This is a genomic window from Limnobacter sp., from assembly GCF_964228395.1.
Taxonomy (GTDB): Bacteria; Pseudomonadota; Gammaproteobacteria; order Burkholderiales; family Burkholderiaceae_B; genus Limnobacter.
The window spans coordinates 1-16168 of record NZ_CAXQZX010000075.1 but is presented as its reverse complement, the minus strand read 5'-3'; the positions used below and the strand labels follow the sequence as shown (position 1 = coordinate 16168).

At 56.8% G+C, this 16168-nt stretch carries 13 protein-coding genes; 11 read left to right on the top strand and 2 right to left on the bottom strand.

Features of this window, described 5'->3' with window-relative positions; translation table 11 throughout:
• Nucleotides 1-206: 206 nt before the first annotated feature.
• Nucleotides 207-773, bottom strand: coding sequence for a TetR/AcrR family transcriptional regulator (locus tag ACEQU8_RS05880; protein ID WP_370262224.1), 567 nt, complete (start codon nucleotides 771-773; stop codon nucleotides 207-209).
• A 261-nt stretch (nucleotides 774-1034) separates the two neighbouring features.
• The gene (locus ACEQU8_RS05875; RefSeq protein WP_370262223.1) at nucleotides 1035-2069 is read right to left on the bottom strand and encodes an extracellular solute-binding protein; all 1035 of its coding nucleotides are present in this window, start codon (nucleotides 2067-2069) and stop codon (nucleotides 1035-1037) included.
• 204 nt (nucleotides 2070-2273) lie between these two features.
• Here ACEQU8_RS05875 and ACEQU8_RS05870 point away from each other — a divergent pair, with 204 nt between their 5' ends.
• The 11 genes from ACEQU8_RS05870 to ACEQU8_RS05820 form a co-directional block, all read left to right on the top strand.
• Nucleotides 2274-4190: a propionate--CoA ligase gene (locus ACEQU8_RS05870; protein ID WP_370262220.1), complete on the top strand. Its 1917-nt coding sequence runs from the start codon at nucleotides 2274-2276 to the stop codon at nucleotides 4188-4190.
• Nucleotides 4191-4660: 470 nt separating this feature from the next.
• Nucleotides 4661-5950 (top strand): glutamate--cysteine ligase, encoded by a 1290-nt coding sequence (gshA, locus tag ACEQU8_RS05865; protein WP_370262219.1) that lies wholly within the window; start codon nucleotides 4661-4663, stop codon nucleotides 5948-5950.
• The gene (gshB, locus tag ACEQU8_RS05860) at nucleotides 5947-6909 is read left to right on the top strand and encodes a glutathione synthase (RefSeq protein WP_370262218.1); all 963 of its coding nucleotides are present in this window, start codon (nucleotides 5947-5949) and stop codon (nucleotides 6907-6909) included. The genes gshA and gshB overlap by 4 nt, the downstream gene beginning before the upstream one ends.
• Complete coding sequence (locus ACEQU8_RS05855; RefSeq protein WP_370262216.1) at nucleotides 6909-7373, top strand: PTS sugar transporter subunit IIA; 465 nt, start codon at nucleotides 6909-6911, stop codon at nucleotides 7371-7373. The genes gshB and ACEQU8_RS05855 overlap by 1 nt, the downstream gene beginning before the upstream one ends.
• Nucleotides 7342-7611, top strand: coding sequence for an HPr family phosphocarrier protein (locus ACEQU8_RS05850; RefSeq protein WP_370262214.1), 270 nt, complete (start codon nucleotides 7342-7344; stop codon nucleotides 7609-7611). The genes ACEQU8_RS05855 and ACEQU8_RS05850 overlap by 32 nt, the downstream gene beginning before the upstream one ends.
• Nucleotides 7612-7690: 79 nt before the next feature.
• Nucleotides 7691-9442 carry a phosphoenolpyruvate--protein phosphotransferase gene (gene ptsP / locus ACEQU8_RS05845; protein ID WP_370262213.1) on the top strand — a complete coding sequence of 584 codons (1752 nt, stop codon included), beginning with the start codon at nucleotides 7691-7693 and terminating at the stop codon, nucleotides 9440-9442.
• Nucleotides 9443-9535: 93 nt separating this feature from the next.
• Nucleotides 9536-10693, top strand: a complete 1158-nt coding sequence (locus tag ACEQU8_RS05840) for a homoserine O-acetyltransferase (RefSeq protein WP_370262225.1) — start codon at nucleotides 9536-9538, stop codon at nucleotides 10691-10693.
• Nucleotides 10690-11334, top strand: a complete 645-nt coding sequence (metW, locus tag ACEQU8_RS05835; protein WP_370262212.1) for a methionine biosynthesis protein MetW — start codon at nucleotides 10690-10692, stop codon at nucleotides 11332-11334. Before ACEQU8_RS05840 ends, metW begins: the two co-directional genes overlap by 4 nt.
• Nucleotides 11335-11344: 10 nt before the next feature.
• Nucleotides 11345-11677: a DUF4212 domain-containing protein gene (locus tag ACEQU8_RS05830; RefSeq protein ID WP_370262210.1), complete on the top strand. Its 333-nt coding sequence runs from the start codon at nucleotides 11345-11347 to the stop codon at nucleotides 11675-11677.
• Nucleotides 11637-14954 carry a fused isobutyryl-CoA mutase/GTPase IcmF gene (gene icmF, locus ACEQU8_RS05825; protein WP_370262208.1) on the top strand — a complete coding sequence of 1106 codons (3318 nt, stop codon included), beginning with the start codon at nucleotides 11637-11639 and terminating at the stop codon, nucleotides 14952-14954. The genes ACEQU8_RS05830 and icmF overlap by 41 nt, the downstream gene beginning before the upstream one ends.
• A 151-nt stretch (nucleotides 14955-15105) precedes the next feature.
• Nucleotides 15106-16168, top strand: a protein-coding gene (locus ACEQU8_RS05820; RefSeq protein WP_370262206.1) for an IS3 family transposase whose coding sequence is annotated in 2 segments (ribosomal slippage) — nucleotides 15106-15364 and nucleotides 15364-16168 — 1064 coding nt annotated over the 2 segments. Because the reading frame shifts where the segments join, the coding sequence is not laid out codon by codon here. This gene is flagged as partial in the annotation.

The following is a 16168-nucleotide window of genomic DNA, read 5'->3' as shown; positions in this document are numbered from 1 at the left end:
CGACCTTCAGGACAATCTGCCCGACCGTGCCAAGAATGAACGGTGCCCCCAAGGGGGCAGAGGCCCGACCCGACCTCAGTTTTGGAGGGCGGGCCTCAGTTCAGGCGAGGCTCAGGGAGGGAAATACAGATTGGCCGTCGCAAAGGGGCATGGACCTGCTGGCTTCAAGGAGCAAGCGAATCAGCACTGGATGCGCGCTACCCGCTTCAGTTCGATAAGCCCGGCAGCAAGCTGCTCTCGATGAGCTTTTGCATGTCTTTGATCGGGATTTCCGGGTGTTGAATCCACCACCTCGCCCCGGCTTCTACTGCTCCAACCATGATGTTTGCCAAAGCCACGGCTTCGATGGAGGCCTTGGCCGGTGGGCCTTTGGACTGGGGTGTGTTGAGTTCTTCGATGGTGCGCGCTGAAGCATCGATAAAGCTGTTGCGGAAGAATGCCACTTTTTCGCCAACAGGGCCTACGCTGGTGAGCGCTTCGTTGTACAGCACGGACCAACCCTCGCGGTGCCTGTCCACGAAAGTGAGGAAGCTCAGCATGATGAGTTTGAGCCGCTCTTTGGGGTTTGGGTTGGCCATGAGGATGGTAAGGCCCGACATGAGGTGATTGCCCACCTGTGTGATGGTCGCCAGGTACAGTGCGTCTTTGGAGCCGAAGTAGCGGTAAAGCAGGGGCTTGGTGACGCCTGCGCCTTCAGCAATTTCCTCCATGCTTGTGGAGTGGAATCCGCGCTTGGAAAACACAACACCGGCCACTTCGAGAATTTGCTCCATGCGTTGCTCTTTCGGCACCTTGCGTGTGCCCAATCGCTTGCTGGCTTTGGCCTCAATGGATCCACTTCTGATGAGTACGGGTGTTGCGCTTTTGTTTTTATCGTTCGCTTTTTTTACCAATTTACTTGCCGGTTACAAGATTGACTTTCGGGAGTGTAACAAGCTTCAAGGCAATGTGTAATAAAAAAGACCCCTTCAAATGAAGGGGTCTTGCGCCATGGAACAGGGGGCTGTTTGCATGGCGAGGCCTGCAGGGATGAATTACTTGTAGTTGGTTCGATCCATGATTTTTTGAGACAGAGCCGTGTTGGCTGCCAAGGTTTTGGCAGGGGTTACGTCGGCTTTGAAGTCTCCCAGGCTTTGCAATGCAGCGTTGTTGGTTTTCACGCCCTTGGCGGTGGGCCACTCGTTATTGCCGTTGGCAAAATATTGCTGAGCGCTGTCGCTGGCCAAGTATTCCAAAAACTTTACAGCGTTGGCCTTGTTGGGGGCATTGGCGGCAACCCCGCCACCAGACACGTTCATGTGGGCGCCGTAGCTGGCCTGGTTTGGCCATACAAACCCGACTTTTTCAATCACTTCTTTGTCTTCGGGTTTTGAAGAGTTCATGAGGCGGACAAAGTAGTAGCTGTTGGTGAGCGCCACGCCACATTCACCAGAGGCCACCGCGCGAATTTGATCGGTGTCGCCACCTTTGGGGCTGCGCGCCATGTTGGCCACCATGCCCTTGGCCCATTCGGTTGCACCTTGTTCACCCAGGTGACCAATCAGCGAGCTCATGAGCGAGAGCATATAGGGATGGGAGCCTGTGCGTGTGCACACCTTGCCTTTAAGGGCAGGCTTGGCCAAGTCTTCATAGTTTTGTGCCAGCTTGGGGTCCACGGTGGCCTTGTTATACACAATCACACGGCTGCGGGCTGAGAAGGCATACCACAAACCCTGATCGCCAGTGTATTGGGTGGGGATTCGCTCTGCCAATACCTTGGACTTGACCGGCTGGAACATGCCCTCTTGTTGGGCGGTGGCCAAGCGAGCGGCATCGACCAGCAGAATGACATCGGCAGGGCTGCGAGCACCTTCGTTGCGCAGGCGCTCGAGCAGGGCTTCATCGCCCAGTTCGAGGCGCTTGATGGTGATGCCGGTTTGCTTGGTGAAGTCGGAATACAAAGCTTCGTCGGTTGCATAGTGGCGCGCAGAGTACAGGTTGAGAACCTGCTCATTGGCTTGAGCCGCGGAGCCCACGCCAGCCAGGGCTGCCAAAGATGCGCAAATCAGCTTCTTAAAATGCTTGTTCATGTGTGCGTTGATCCTTTGTTGCGATAGAGAATTTTTTACAGCGCTTAGTCTATCAAATAATAATCATTAGACAAATAAGAACCGTTTCTATTAAGAAAAAATATTCGCGCCAGTCAGAGTGTCGTAAGCGCTGCTTCCTAGAGTTTGGGTAGAGAACTTTGCAAGGCGATGAAGCACTTGCGCAAGGATGAGGAGACATGTGCTGTGGCAGAGGCAAACAATTATCAGTCCAACGGGACCTATTTGGGTTTTTACGAGGAGTCGATCCGCAATCCAAAGGGATTTTGGGCCAGGCAGGCTGAGCTGGTGGATTGGCATCGGCCATTTGACAAAGTGCTGGACGATTCCAGGCCGCCTTTTGCCGCATGGTATGTGGGCGGGCAGACCAATTTGTGCCACAACGCAATTGACCGGCATCTGGATCAATTGGGTGACAAACCTGCGTTGATTTATGTGTCCACTGAGGTTGGGCAAGAAAAAACCTACACTTTCAGGCAGTTGCATCAAGAGGTGCAAATTGCGGCGGCCATGCTGCAAAAGCTTGGGGTCAAGAAGGGGGATCGGGTGCTGATTTATATGCCCATGATTCCTGAGGCGGCTTTTGCGATGCTGGCGTGTGCGCGCATTGGCGCAATTCACTCGGTGGTGTTCGGTGGGTTTGCTTCCCACAGCTTGGCTTCGCGCATTGATGACGCCAAGCCAAAGGTGATTGTGTCGGCTGATGCGGGTAGCCGGGCGGGCAAAGTGGTGGCTTATAAGCCTTTGCTGGATGAAGCGATTGAACGTGCGCAGCACAAGCCCAGCTCGGTGTTGTTGGTGGACAGGGGCCTTGCGCCAGGCAAGCGGGTGGCTGGCCGCGACGAGGACTATGCCAGCCTGCGTAGCAGCCTGGCCAATGCCAAGGTGCCTGTCACCTGGCTCGAGGCCACAGACACCAGCTACATTCTGTATACCAGCGGCACCACAGGCAAGCCCAAAGGCGTGCAGCGCGATGTGGGGGGTTATGCGGTGGCGCTGGCGGCCTCAATGAAGAATATTTTTATGGGCGAGAAGGGCAAAACCTTTTTTGCCACCAGCGACATTGGCTGGGTGGTGGGGCACAGTTACATCATTTATGGACCACTGATTGCGGGTATGGCCACGGTGATGTACGAGGGCGTGCCCATTCGGCCAGATGCCGGCATTTGGTGGAAGATTGTGCAGGACCACAAGGTGTCCGTGCTGTTTTCTGCCCCCACTGCGATTCGGGTGCTGAAAAAGCAAGACCCGGCCTACCTGAGCAAGTACGATTTGAGCAGTTTGAAGGCGCTGTTTTTGGCTGGTGAGCCATTGGACGAAACCACGGCCGACTGGATTTCTGGTGCTTTGGGCAAGCCGGTGATCGACAATTACTGGCAAACCGAAACTGGCTGGCCGATTTTGGCCGTGCAGCGCGGTGTTGAAGCCATGCCGGGCAAATTGGGCAGCCCGGGTGTTCCTGTGTTTGGCTTCAATGTGAACGTTTTGAACGAAAACACCGCGCAGCCCTGCAAAGTGCGGGAGAAAGGTGTGGTGGCCATTGAAGGCCCTTTGCCCCCGGGGTGTATGCAAACGGTGTGGGGCGATGATGAACGCTTTGTAAAAACCTATTGGAGCAGTTTCCCCACCCGGCAGGTGTACTCGACCTTTGATTGGGGCATTCGGGATGAGGATGGCTACTTTTTTATTTTGGGTCGCACCGATGACGTGATCAATGTGGCTGGGCATCGCTTGGGCACACGCGAAATAGAAGAGAGCATTTCATCTCACCCGGCGGTGGCCGAAGTGGCTGTTGTTGGCGTGGCCGACTCGGTGAAAGGGCAGGTGGCGATGGCCTTTGCCATTTTGAAAGCGGCTGAACCCATTAGCGACCCCGCCAAAGCCAAAGCCCTTGAGGGGGAAATCATGAAAGTGGTGGATGCCCAGTTGGGGGCTGTGGCTCGTCCGGCGCGGGTGGTTTTTGTGAATGTGTTGCCAAAAACTCGCTCAGGCAAGTTGTTGCGAAGGTCGATTCAGGCCATTTGTGAGGGGCGAGATCCGGGGGACATGACGACCATCGAGGATCCGACGGCGCTGGATCAGATCAAGGCGGCGCTGGGGTAGCATCGGTAGACCGTTCGCTTCTCTGGTTCACTTGCTCCCTGAATCCAGCAGGCCCATGCCCCTTTGCGACGGCCAATCTGTTAATCCCTCCCTGAGCCTCGCCTGAACTGAGGCCCGCCCTCCAAAACTGCGGTCGGGTCGGGCCTCTGCCCCCTTGGGGGGGGCACCGTTCATTCTTGGCACGGTCGGGCAGATTGTCCTGAAGGTCGCTGCAGGGGCAATGGCCCCTGCTGGCTTCTGGGCAAGCGAAGGCGGCTCAGGTTGCATGCGGGTCAGGCTTAGCGCCTGCTAGAGCTTCAATTGCTGCCGCAAGCGGTTGGCTTGCTTGTGCCACCCCGGCCCAGAGACGCGGCGAACAACACTCCAAAGGGCCAACCCTAGGCCCAGCGCCCTGCGCCACTTCAGGCGCAACGCCCGGCAGCGCGGCGTTTTCGGCTACACTTGGCACAGTGCTTTACTTTGGAATGTAGATGGTCCCCCACCTCGTCACCGCTCTCACAGGCCCCCTGCTGGACCTTGAAAAACGCATGTTGGACAAAACCACCGAGATTGAACGCTGGTTCCGCATGGCCTGGAACGACCACGCACCCCCTTTCTACAGTTCAGTCGATGTGCGCAATGCGGGTTTTAAGTTGGCTCCGGTGGATACCAATCTTTTTCCAGGTGGGTTTAACAATTTGTCACCCGACATGTTGCCCTTGGCCATTCAGGCCGCCATGAGCGCCATCGAAAAAATTTGCCCCGAGGCGCGCAGCATGGTGCTGGTGCCAGAGCGCCACACCCGCAACACCTTTTATTTAAGCAATGTGGCGCGGCTGGCCGCCATTTTGAAGCAAACAGGTTTGGATATTCGCCTGGGCTCCGTGTCAGACGAAATCACCGAGCCCACCCGCTTTGATCTGCCCGATGGGCAGTCAATTGTGCTCGAGCCACTTAAACGCTACGGCAACCGGGTGGGGGTGGATGGCCTGCAGCCATGCGCTGTGCTGCTCAACAACGATCTGTCTGCGGGCGTGCCCGCTATTCTTGAAAACATCAAAGACCAAATTGTGCTGCCGCCCTTGCACGCGGGCTGGGCCACACGGCGCAAGAGCATCCACTTCGCGGAATACGACAAGGTGGTTGATTCGTTTTGCGCCATGCTTGGCATCGATCCCTGGTTGATTAATCCCTATTTCACCCAGCGCTCCCAGTTGAATTTTCATGAGCGTGTAGGGGAAGACGCTTTGGCCGAGGCCGTCTCTGAGGTGTTGGCCAAAACCCGCGCCAAGTACGCCGAATATGGCATCACCGAGCAGCCCTATGTGGTGGTAAAGGCTGATGCAGGCACTTACGGCATGGGCATCATGACGGTCAAAGACCCCGAAGAAGTATTGGCGCTCAACCGCAAGCAGCGCAATAAAATGTCGGTGATTAAAGAGGGTCTGCAAGTGAGCGATGTGATCATTCAAGAGGGCGTGCACACCTTTGAAAGCATTGACGACGCGGTGGCCGAGCCCGTGGTGTACATGATCGACCGCTATGTGGTGGGCGGTTTCTACCGCGTTCACACCGGGCGTGGCCGCGACGAAAACTTAAACTCCCCCGGCATGCATTTCGTGCCCTTGGCCTTCGAGACCCCCTGCAACACACCCGATTGCAGCGACCGTCCCGATGCGGCTGTAAACCGCTTTTATGCGTATGGCGTCATTGGCCGGCTGGCTGCCCTGGCCGCCTCGCAAGAGTTGGATGCCACCATTCCAGTGGAGAAAGCCGCATGACCCAACGCAGCTTTGTGTGCGTCATCGACCCACTCACCAGCCTCAACCCCAAAAAAGACTCCACCATTGCCATGATGGAGTCGGCCCAAGGCCGGGGTTGGAAGGTTGGTGTCATTGAAGATGGTGGCTTGCACTGGGCGACTGGGCAGGGCGTGCGCGCACAAGTCAGTTGGATTTCTGTGGACCGTGCTCAAAAGCCCTGGTGGAAAGTGTTGGGGCAAGAAGATGTGGCCCTCAAAGACCTAAGCGCCGTGGTGATGCGCAAGGACCCACCCTTTGATGCAGAGTTTGTCACCTCCACCTGGTTGCTGGAGCAGGCTGAGCGAGAGGGCGCGCGGGTGTTTAACAGTCCACGCGCCATTCGGGACCACAACGAGAAGTTCACCATTGCACAGTTTGAGCAATTTGTGGTGCCCACTTTGGTGTCGCGCAACGCCGAGCAATTGCGGGCCTTTTTGGCCCAACACCCCGATGCAATCGCCAAGCCGCTGGATGGCATGGGCGGCGCTTCAATTTTTCGTATGAAGCAGGGCGACCCCAACACCGGCGTCATTCTTGAAACGCTCACTGAGCATGGCCAAAAAACCGCCATGATCCAGCGTTATATTCCCGAGATTGTGGATGGTGACAAACGCGTGTTGCTCATCAACGGCGAGCCGGTGCCTTTTTGCTTGGCCCGTCTGCCCAAAGAGGGTGAGCACCGTGGCAACCTGGCCGCAGGCGGAACTGGGCGGGCTCAGCCCTTGTCTGACTCAGACTGGCACATTGCGAGAGCGCTGGCGCCCACGCTCAAGGCGCGGGGCTTGCTGCTGGTGGGGCTCGACATCATCGGCAGCAACCTCACCGAGGTGAACGTGACCAGCCCCACCTGCTTTCGCGAAATCATGGATCAAACCGGTTTCCCGGTGGCAGACACTTTTGTGCAGGCCATAGAAAACAATTTGCAGGAGCAGATGTAATGCTGGGTCTTGTTCTGGTTACCCATGCACCGTTGGGCAAAGCCATGCTGGCTTGCGTTGAACATGTCATGGGCGCGGTGCCTGAGGGCTTTGAGGTGGTCGATGTGCCCGCCGACGAAGACATCGAGTTGACCGTAAAAACCGTACAAGACGCGGCTCGCCGCGTGCACAGTGGCGCAGGCGTGGTGTTCTTAACCGACCTGTTTGGGGCCACCCCCTCAAATGCGGCCGTGCGCGCGGGCATGGAATCGCTTAACCTGCCCACCGTGCTGGTGGCAGGTTGCAATTTGCCCATGGTGCTTCGCGCCCTGGGTTTTAGGAACATGCTTATTCAGGAAGTGGCAGAGCGTTTGGTCATGGGCGGTCGAAATGGCATCGTCAGCACCGGCGCCACTGCGCCACAACGACAAACATTCAACCCGGCTCAACACGATGATTCAGCAAGACATCACCATCAGCAATAAATTGGGTTTGCACGCCAGGGCTTCGGTCAAGCTTACGCAAACAGCCAGCCGCTTTCAGTCCGAGGTGTGGATTTCCAAACAAGGCCGCCGTGTCAACGCAAAGAGCATCATGGGCGTCATGATGTTGGCCGCTGGCAAGGGGCACGAGGTTCGGCTGGAGGCCGAAGGCCCCGATGAAGCGCAGGCGGTGGCCGCGCTGGTGGATTTGATCAACGATAAATTTGGTGAAGGCGAGTAATCCCTAAAAGCGTACCCGCTCAACCAATAAAAAAAGATAACAAGAAGGTGCACAGCGCCTCTCAGAAGATGGAGCAAACATGACCCTGGCCTTGCATGGCATCGCAGTGTCGCGTGGTATCGCAGTTAGCCGTGCCTTGGTGTGGGACACGGCCATGCGGGACATTCCCCGCAACCGCATCGACAAAAAATCTGTGCGGTTTGAGAAACGCCGTTTTGACAATGCGGTGAAGCGAGTCACCGAAGAGCTGGCCGACATTCGCGGCCAGATCAGCAGCGACTCGCCAGCAGAATTTGATGCCCTGCTCAATCTGCACAGCCTGATTCTTCAAGACCCCATTTTGTCTGAAGAACCCAAAGCCCTGATCGCCGCCAAGCTGATCAACGCCGAGTGGGCCCTGGTTGAGCAAATGGAAGTGCTTTTGGCGCAATTTGCCGCCATTGAGGACGACTACTTCCGCGAACGAAATGCTGACGTGCGCCAAGTGGTGGAGCGCGTATTAAAGGCCCTACGCGGCCATGCCACGGCCTTGCCCCTGCCCCCCGAGGGCGAGAATGAAGACCCATGGCTGATTGTGGCGCACGACATTTCACCCGCCGACATGGTGCAGCTCAAAGGCCGCCGTGTGGGGGCCTTTGTGACCGAGCTTGGCGGCGCCACGTCGCACACGGCCATTGTGGCTCGCAGCCTGGGTATTCCGGCCGTGGTGGGTGTGCCTCGCGTGCTTGAGTTTGTGCACAACGGCGACCTGGTGGTGGTGGATGGCAAAGTGGGGGCGGTGTTTTTGGACCCCGCCGCCATGGTGGTCGACGAATACCAGCGCAAGCAGGCCATCTTGGCCTTGTCGCGCCAGCGCTTGAAGCGCCTCATCAACACCGAAGCCAAAACCCAGTGCGGCCGACGAATTGAGCTGTTGGCCAACATCGAATTGCCCGAAGACGTTAAGGGCGTGTTGGATGCGGGTGCCGATGGCGTGGGCCTTTTCAGGTCTGAGTTTCTGTTCATGAACCGCAAGGAGTGGCCTTCGGAAGATGAACAGTTTGAGGCCTATCGCAAAGTGGTCAAAGCCATGAAGGGCAAGCCTGTCACCGTGCGAACGCTTGACCTGGGTGCCGACAAAACCCTGCAATTCGACGGTGCGGGTGGCAACGCACCGCCGGTCAGCTCCACCTCGGCTTTGGGCTTGCGTTCCATTCGTTTTAGCCTGGCTGAGCCAGCAATTTTTCTGACCCAAGTGCGGGCCATTTTGCGGGCGGCCAAGTATGGCCCCATCAAAATGCTCCTGCCCATGCTCACCAACCTGCGCGAAACACGGCAGGCCCTCACTTACATCGACATGGCCCGCGAACAACTGGCGGAGCGCCGCATTCAGGCCAACCAGGCCGTGCCCATCGGTGGCATGATCGAGGTGCCTGCCGCAGCGCTCAGCCTGCCGCATTTTTTGAATTATCTCGACTTTGTGTCCATTGGCACCAACGACTTGATTCAATACACCTTGGCTGTCGACCGGGTCGATCATCAGGTGGCGCACCTTTACGACCCACTTCACCCAGCGGTTTTGCGCCTCGTGCATGAAGTCATTCAAAGTGCAGGCAAAGCAGGCGTGCCCGTCAGCGTGTGTGGCGAAATGGCGGGTGACATTCGCTTGACCCGCCTGTTGCTGGGCATGGGCTTGACCCAGTACTCCATGCATCCATCCCAACTGTTGGATGTGAAGGAATTGCTGTTGAAGTCCGATTTCGAGGTCACCCAAAAACTGGTCAAGAAAATCACACGCAGCTTTGAGATTGATAAAATCGAGGACCTGATGCGTCAACTGCATGAGGAATGAGGTCAACTCTTCTGCCCCACTTGCCGGCTGGTTCGACCTTTTGCGATTTATACTCAAACACTTGCGGCCACAGGCCGGTCACAAACCATAAGTATCAACACCGTGTCAGACCTTCAGTCCGTGGGCTTCGTGAAGCCCGAACTTTTTGCCTTCGATGAGCCGCTCCCCTTGGAGTGCGGCAAAACCCTGCCCGGTTACGAGTTGATGGTAGAAACCTACGGCACCCTGAACGCCAACAAAAGCAATGCCGTGCTGGTTTGCCACGCCCTGAACGCCTCCCACCATGTGGCGGGACTGTACGAGGGCGACGACAAAAGCCTGGGTTGGTGGGACAACATGGTGGGCCCCGGCAAGCCGCTGGACACCAACCGTTTTTTTGTGATCGGCGTCAACAACCTGGGCTCCTGCTTTGGGTCCACCGGCCCCGGCAGCATCAACCCCGCCACTGGCAAGCCTTGGGGGGCTGACTTTCCGTTTGTCACCGTGCAAGACTGGGTGAATGCCCAAGCCCGCCTGGCCGACCGGTTTGGCATTCAACGCTTTGCCGCCGTCATGGGCGGCAGCTTGGGGGGCATGCAGGCCTTGCAATGGAGTCTAAGCTACCCAGACCGCGTGGGCCACTGCATGGTGATTGCCTCCACCCCCAAGCTAAGCGCCCAAAACATTGCCTTCAACGAAGTGGCTCGCCAAGCCATTGTGACTGACCCCGACTTCCACGGCGGCAACTATTACGAGCATGGTGTGCTGCCCAAACGAGGTCTGCGTCTGGCCCGAATGATTGGGCACATCACTTACCTCAGTGGCGACGACATGGCCGAAAAGTTTGGCCGCAACCTGCGCAATGGCGCATACAACTACGGCCTGGATGTGGATTTTCAGGTCGAGAGCTATCTGCGCTACCAAGGCGACAAATTTGCCGAGTACTTTGACGCCAACACCTATCTGCTGATCACCAAGGCGCTCGATTACTTTGACCCGGCGCGCCACACCAATGGCGATCTGGCCCAGGCCCTGGCCGCTGCAAAAGCCCGCTTTTTGTTGGTCAGTTTTACCACCGACTGGCGATTTGCGCCCGAGCGCACCCGTGAAATTGTAGAAGCCCTGCTGGCCAACCAGCGCGATGTCACGTATGCCGAAATTGACGCGCCCCATGGTCACGACGCGTTTTTGCTGACCGACGAGCGCTACCACAACGTGGTTCGGGGTTACTTTGAGCGCATTGCCCACGAGCTGGCCAAGGAGTCCACATGAAAAAGCTCACCCCCGCCGTGCGCCAAGATGTGCAACCTTTGCCGATTGCCGTGCCACGTGCCGACCTTGACCTGATCGAAAGCTGGATCCCCATGGGCGCCCGCGTGCTCGACCTGGGCTGTGGCGATGGTTCTTTTTTGGCCCGCCTGATGCACACCCGCAAAGCCACTGGGTATGGGGTAGAAATTGACGACACCAATGTGCAACGCAGTGTGGCCAATGGCATCAACGTGATTCAGCAAGACCTTGAAAAAGGTTTGGCCATGTTTGAAGACCAAGCGTTTGACGTGGTGATCTTGTCTCAAACCCTGCAGGCCATGCACAACACTGAACGCATTCTGCGTGACATTGCCCGCGTGGGCAAAGAGGGCGTGGTGAGCTTTCCCAATTTTGGGCATTGGTACCATGTGTGGTCCATTGCCATGGGCCGCATGCCGGTGTCCAAACAAATGCCCTACCAGTGGTACAACACGCCCAACATTCACCTGTGCACGGTCAAGGATTTCGAGGCCCTGTTGGCCCAAATCGGCTACAGAATCCTGGGCAAGCAATTGTTCCTCAATGGCGAGGCGGTGCAGTGGTTGGGCAATTTGCGAAGCACCTTGGCGGTGTATCGCTTCAAGCCCCAATTCGTGGCTTAGGGCGCGCACCATGCCAGCCAAGCGCCCTCCCAACGCCCATGAAGAGCTGTATTGGCAACGGGTGCGGCGCATCACCGGCGGGCTGTTGCTGGTGTGGATGCTTCTGATTCTGGGCATTGTGCTCTTTGTGCCGCAACTGCATATTCACGTGTACGGCGTGCCCCTCACCTACTGGCTCATCTCCACGGTTTTGCTGATTTCTTTCCTCGGTTTGGTGATTTGCTACGCTTGGCGCATGGATCGGTTAGAATCAAAATTCAAACGAGCGGTGGAAAACAACCGCCATGCATCAGGAGACAGTCATGAAAAGCAGCACCGGGGAGGTGGGCAAGCCCCTTTCTGAACACAACACCACGCCCCTGCGTTTTGTCACCGGGTCTTCCCTGTTTGACGGGCACGACGCCGCCATCAACATGATTCGCCGCCTGCTGCAAAGCCAGGGGGCCGAAGTGGTGCATTTGGGCCACAACCGCTCTGTGCAAGAGCTGGTTGACGCCGCCATCGACGAGGACGCAGACGGCCTTGCGGTCAGTTCGTATCAAGGCGGGCACAATGAATTTTTCCAGTACATGGTCGATGAACTGCGCAGGCGTGGTGCCGGCCATATTCAGGTGTTTGGTGGAGGGGGCGGCGTGATTTTGCCGGCCGAAATTCAAGCCCTCCAAGCCTACGGGGTCAATCGCATCTACAGCCCGCAGGATGGTCAGCAAATGGGTCTGGAAGGCATGATTGGCGACATGATCGCCCGCGCAGCCGCTGTGCGCGATGCACGAAAGCGCCCGCAACTTCAGCTGGATGCCCCGGGGTTGGAAGCATTGGGGCAGCAATGGCCCTTGCTCACCCAGGCCATCACCCAGCTTGAGCGCGGGCTGGTGGAAGAGCCTGCTTTGCTTGCCCTGCGTGACCAGGCCAAGCAGAGCAAAACCCCGGTGCTGGGCATCACGGGCACGGGTGGTGCTGGCAAATCCAGCCTGACTGATGAATTGATTCGCCGCATGCGCATGGACCACGGCGACGCATTGAACATCGCCGTGGTGTGTGTGGACCCCTCCCGCCGCAAAACGGGTGGGGCCTTGCTGGGCGACCGCATTCGCATGAATGCCATAGGCCCTTGGCAAACGGCCCAGGGCGGCACAGGGCAAGCTCGGGTGTTCATGCGCTCCCTGGCCACGCGCGATTCCGCTCAAGAGGTTCCGCCCACACTGCCCGATATCATCGCCCTGTGCAAATGCACTGGGTTTGATTTGGTGCTGGTGGAAACGCCGGGCATTGGGCAGGGCGATGCAGCCATTGTGCCGCATGTGGATTTCAGCCTGTACGTGATGACACCCGAATACGGCGCCGCCAGCCAGCTTGAAAAAATTGACATGCTGGATTTTGCCGACTTCGTGGCGGTGAACAAGTTTGACCGCAAAGGCGCTCTGGACGCCCTGCGGGATGTGTGCAAGCAAGTGCAGCGCAATCGCCTGGCCTTCACCAGCATGCCTGACACCATGCCCGTCTATGGCACCCTGGCCAGCCGGTTCAACGACGATGGGGTCAGCGCCTTATACAAAGCCCTTCGCGCCGCATTGCCCTTGAGCAAGCCTTCCAAAGGCTTGTTTACGCATATTGACACCAAACACTCCACCACCCTGAAAGCCGTGGTGCCTGCAGAACGTGTGCGCTACCTGGCCGAGATTGCACAGGCCATTCGCAGCTACAAAGCCCAAGTGCACAAAGATGTGGCTGCCATGGTCGACCTGGAAAGCCTGCAACGTGCCCAAGCCCTGTTGCTGCAACACAAGCCTGACAAAACAAAAGCCGTGGAAGCCATGGACGACATTGTGGCCCTCACACAGCGCAGCCTTAGCCACGCCGCCCAACAAGCGCTGGCCAGCTATGAGCAAGTGGCCAAGGGCTACCAGGGCGACACGCTCACCTATGAGGTGCGAGGCAAAGCCCTGCAAGCGCCGCTCACGGTGACCACCCTGTGTGGTTTGAAAGTCAACCGCGTCAGCCTGCCGCGCTACACCAGTCGCGCCGATTTGCTCAAATTCGTGATGCTGGAAAACCTGCCCGGCTATTTCCCTTTCACTGCAGGCGTATTCCCGGTCAAGCGCGAGGGCGAAGACCCCACCCGCATGTTTGCTGGCGAAGGCGACCCCGCTCGCACCAATCGCCGCTTCAAAATGTTGAGCAGCGCAAGCGATGCCAAGCGTTTGTCCACGGCCTTTGACTCGGTCACCCTGTACGGTTTTGACCCCGATCTTCGCCCCGACATTTACGGCAAGGTGGGCACCAGTGGTGTCAGCGTGGCCACGCTGGATGACATGAAAGTGTTGTACAGCGGCTTTGATTTGTGCGCGCCCAGCACCAGCGTGTCCATGACCATCAACGGCCCGGCCCCCACCATTCTGGCCATGTTCCTGAACACCGCCATCGACCAACAGGTGGACAAATTCACCGCAGAAAACAAGCGTTCACCCAATCCCGAAGAATATGCTGCCATCAAGGCCGCCACTTTGAAAGCGGTGCGAGGCACAGTGCAGGCCGATATTTTGAAAGAAGACCAGGGTCAGAACACCTGCATTTTTTCAACTGAATTCAGCCTGCGCGTGATGGGCGACATTCAGCAATACTTTATCGACCATGAAGTTCGTAATTTTTACAGTGTGTCAATTAGCGGGTATCACATCGCCGAGGCGGGGGCCAATCCCATTTCGCAACTGGCTTTTACCCTCAGCAACGGCTTTACCTTTGTAGAGGCGTACCTGGCGCGCGGCATGAAAATCGACGACTTTGCGCCCAACTTGAGCTTTTTCTTCAGCAACGGCATGGACCCCGAATACACCGTGTTGGGCCGTGTGGCGCGTCGCATTTGGGCTGTGGCCATGCGCGAGCGTTATGGGGCCAGCGAGCGCAGCCAAAAGCTGAAATACCACATTCAAACCAGTGGCCGCAGCCTGCATGCGCAAGAAATCGCCTTCAACGACATACGCACCACTTTGCAAGCGCTGATTGCCGTGTACGACCACTGCAATAGTTTGCACACCAACGCTTACGACGAGGCCGTCACCACGCCGACTGAAGAAAGCGTGCGCCGCGCCATGGCCATTCAGTTGATCATCAACAAAGAATGGGGCTTGGCCAAAAACGAAAACCCCAACCAGGGCTCGTTTGTGATTGAAGAACTCACCGAACTGGTTGAAGAAGCCGTGTTGGCCGAACTGGAACGCATCAGCGAACGCGGCGGTGTGCTGGGTGCCATGGAAACCGGCTACCAGCGCAGCAAAATCCAAGAAGAATCCATGCACTATGAAATTCAAAAGCACGACGGTACGCTTCCCATCATTGGGGTGAACACCTTCACCAACCCCAATGAGAATATGGACGCATTAAATTCTTTGGAACTGGCCCGTGCCACCGAGGAGGAAAAGCAGAGCCAGCTCAAGCGCCTGGCGGATTTTCAGCAACGCCACTCGGCCGAATGCGCCCCCATGTTGGAGCGTTTAAAGCAAACCGCCATGAATGGCGGCAATGTGTTCGAGGTGCTGGTGGACGCCGTGCGCGTGTGCTCCTTGGGGCAAATCACGCGGGCCCTGTTTGAGGTGGGTGGCCAGTACCGCAGGTCGATGTAGTAAGAGGGCTTATTAATTTGGTTGATACAAGTCCCTGCCCAAAACAGTCGGCCGCTCTTTCACAGAGCAGGCCCCGGAAATTCGGACAGGTGGATAAAAGATGACAGCTCTGCTTTTTGGGTCAACAATGTTGGCCAGGAAAGGAGAAATCATGAGTCGCAGACCACGCAGAAACCACTCGCCTGACTTTAAGGCCAAAGTGGCGCTAGAAGCAGTTCGAGGCGAACAACCACTTGCCGAGCTAGCCCAGAAATACGATGTGCACGCCACCCAAATCGCCCAATGGAAAGCTGAATTGCTGCAAGGTGCATCCAGTGTGTTTGGTGCCACCAAACCTGCCGAATCCACGGTGGATGTGAAAGTGTTGCATGCAAAAATTGGCGAGCTGACACTGGAGAACGATTTTTTAGAAAGTGCGCTCACCAAGGCGGGATTGCTGAGCGCAAAGCGATGATCGACCCGACCCATGAGTTGCCAGTGAGTAAACAGACCAAGATTCTTCGCATGGCCAGGTCGACTGCGTATTACAAGTCTGTGCCGGTTTCTGAGTCTGATCTGGCGCTGATGGCTGCGATGGATCGCTTGCATCTAGACCGTCCATATGCGGGCAGTCGTATGATGCGAGATCAGTTGTTGCACTTGGGCTTTGCAGGCGTTGGTCGGCGCAAAGTCATCACCTTGATGCGCCGAATGGGTATTCAAGCCATTTACCGCAAGCCCAACACCAGCAAGCGCCACCCTGGGCACAAGATCTATCCGTATTTGTTGCGAACACTGCCCATTATTCGGCCCAATCAGGTCTGGGCCTTGGATATCACCTACCTTCCGATGAAACGCGGCTTTCTCTATCTGTGCGCAGTCATTGATTGGTTCAGCAGGAAAGTGCTCAGTTGGAGGCTGTCGAACACCATGCATGCGGATTTCTGCGTTGAAGCGGTTCAAGAAGCGATCACCAAATACGGCAAGCCCGAGATCGTCAACACCGATCAGGGCAGTCAATTTACAAGCCTGGAGTTCACCGAAATGCTCAAAGGTCATGGCATACAAATCAGTATGGATGGCAAAGGTTGCTGGCGTGACAACGTGGTAATTAAGCGATTCTGGCGCACTGTGAAATACGAGGAGGTGTACCTTCGGGCCTACGAAACCACATCGGAAGCCAGAAAATATTTGCACGAGTACATTGCGTTTTACAATACCGGTCGAGGCCATCA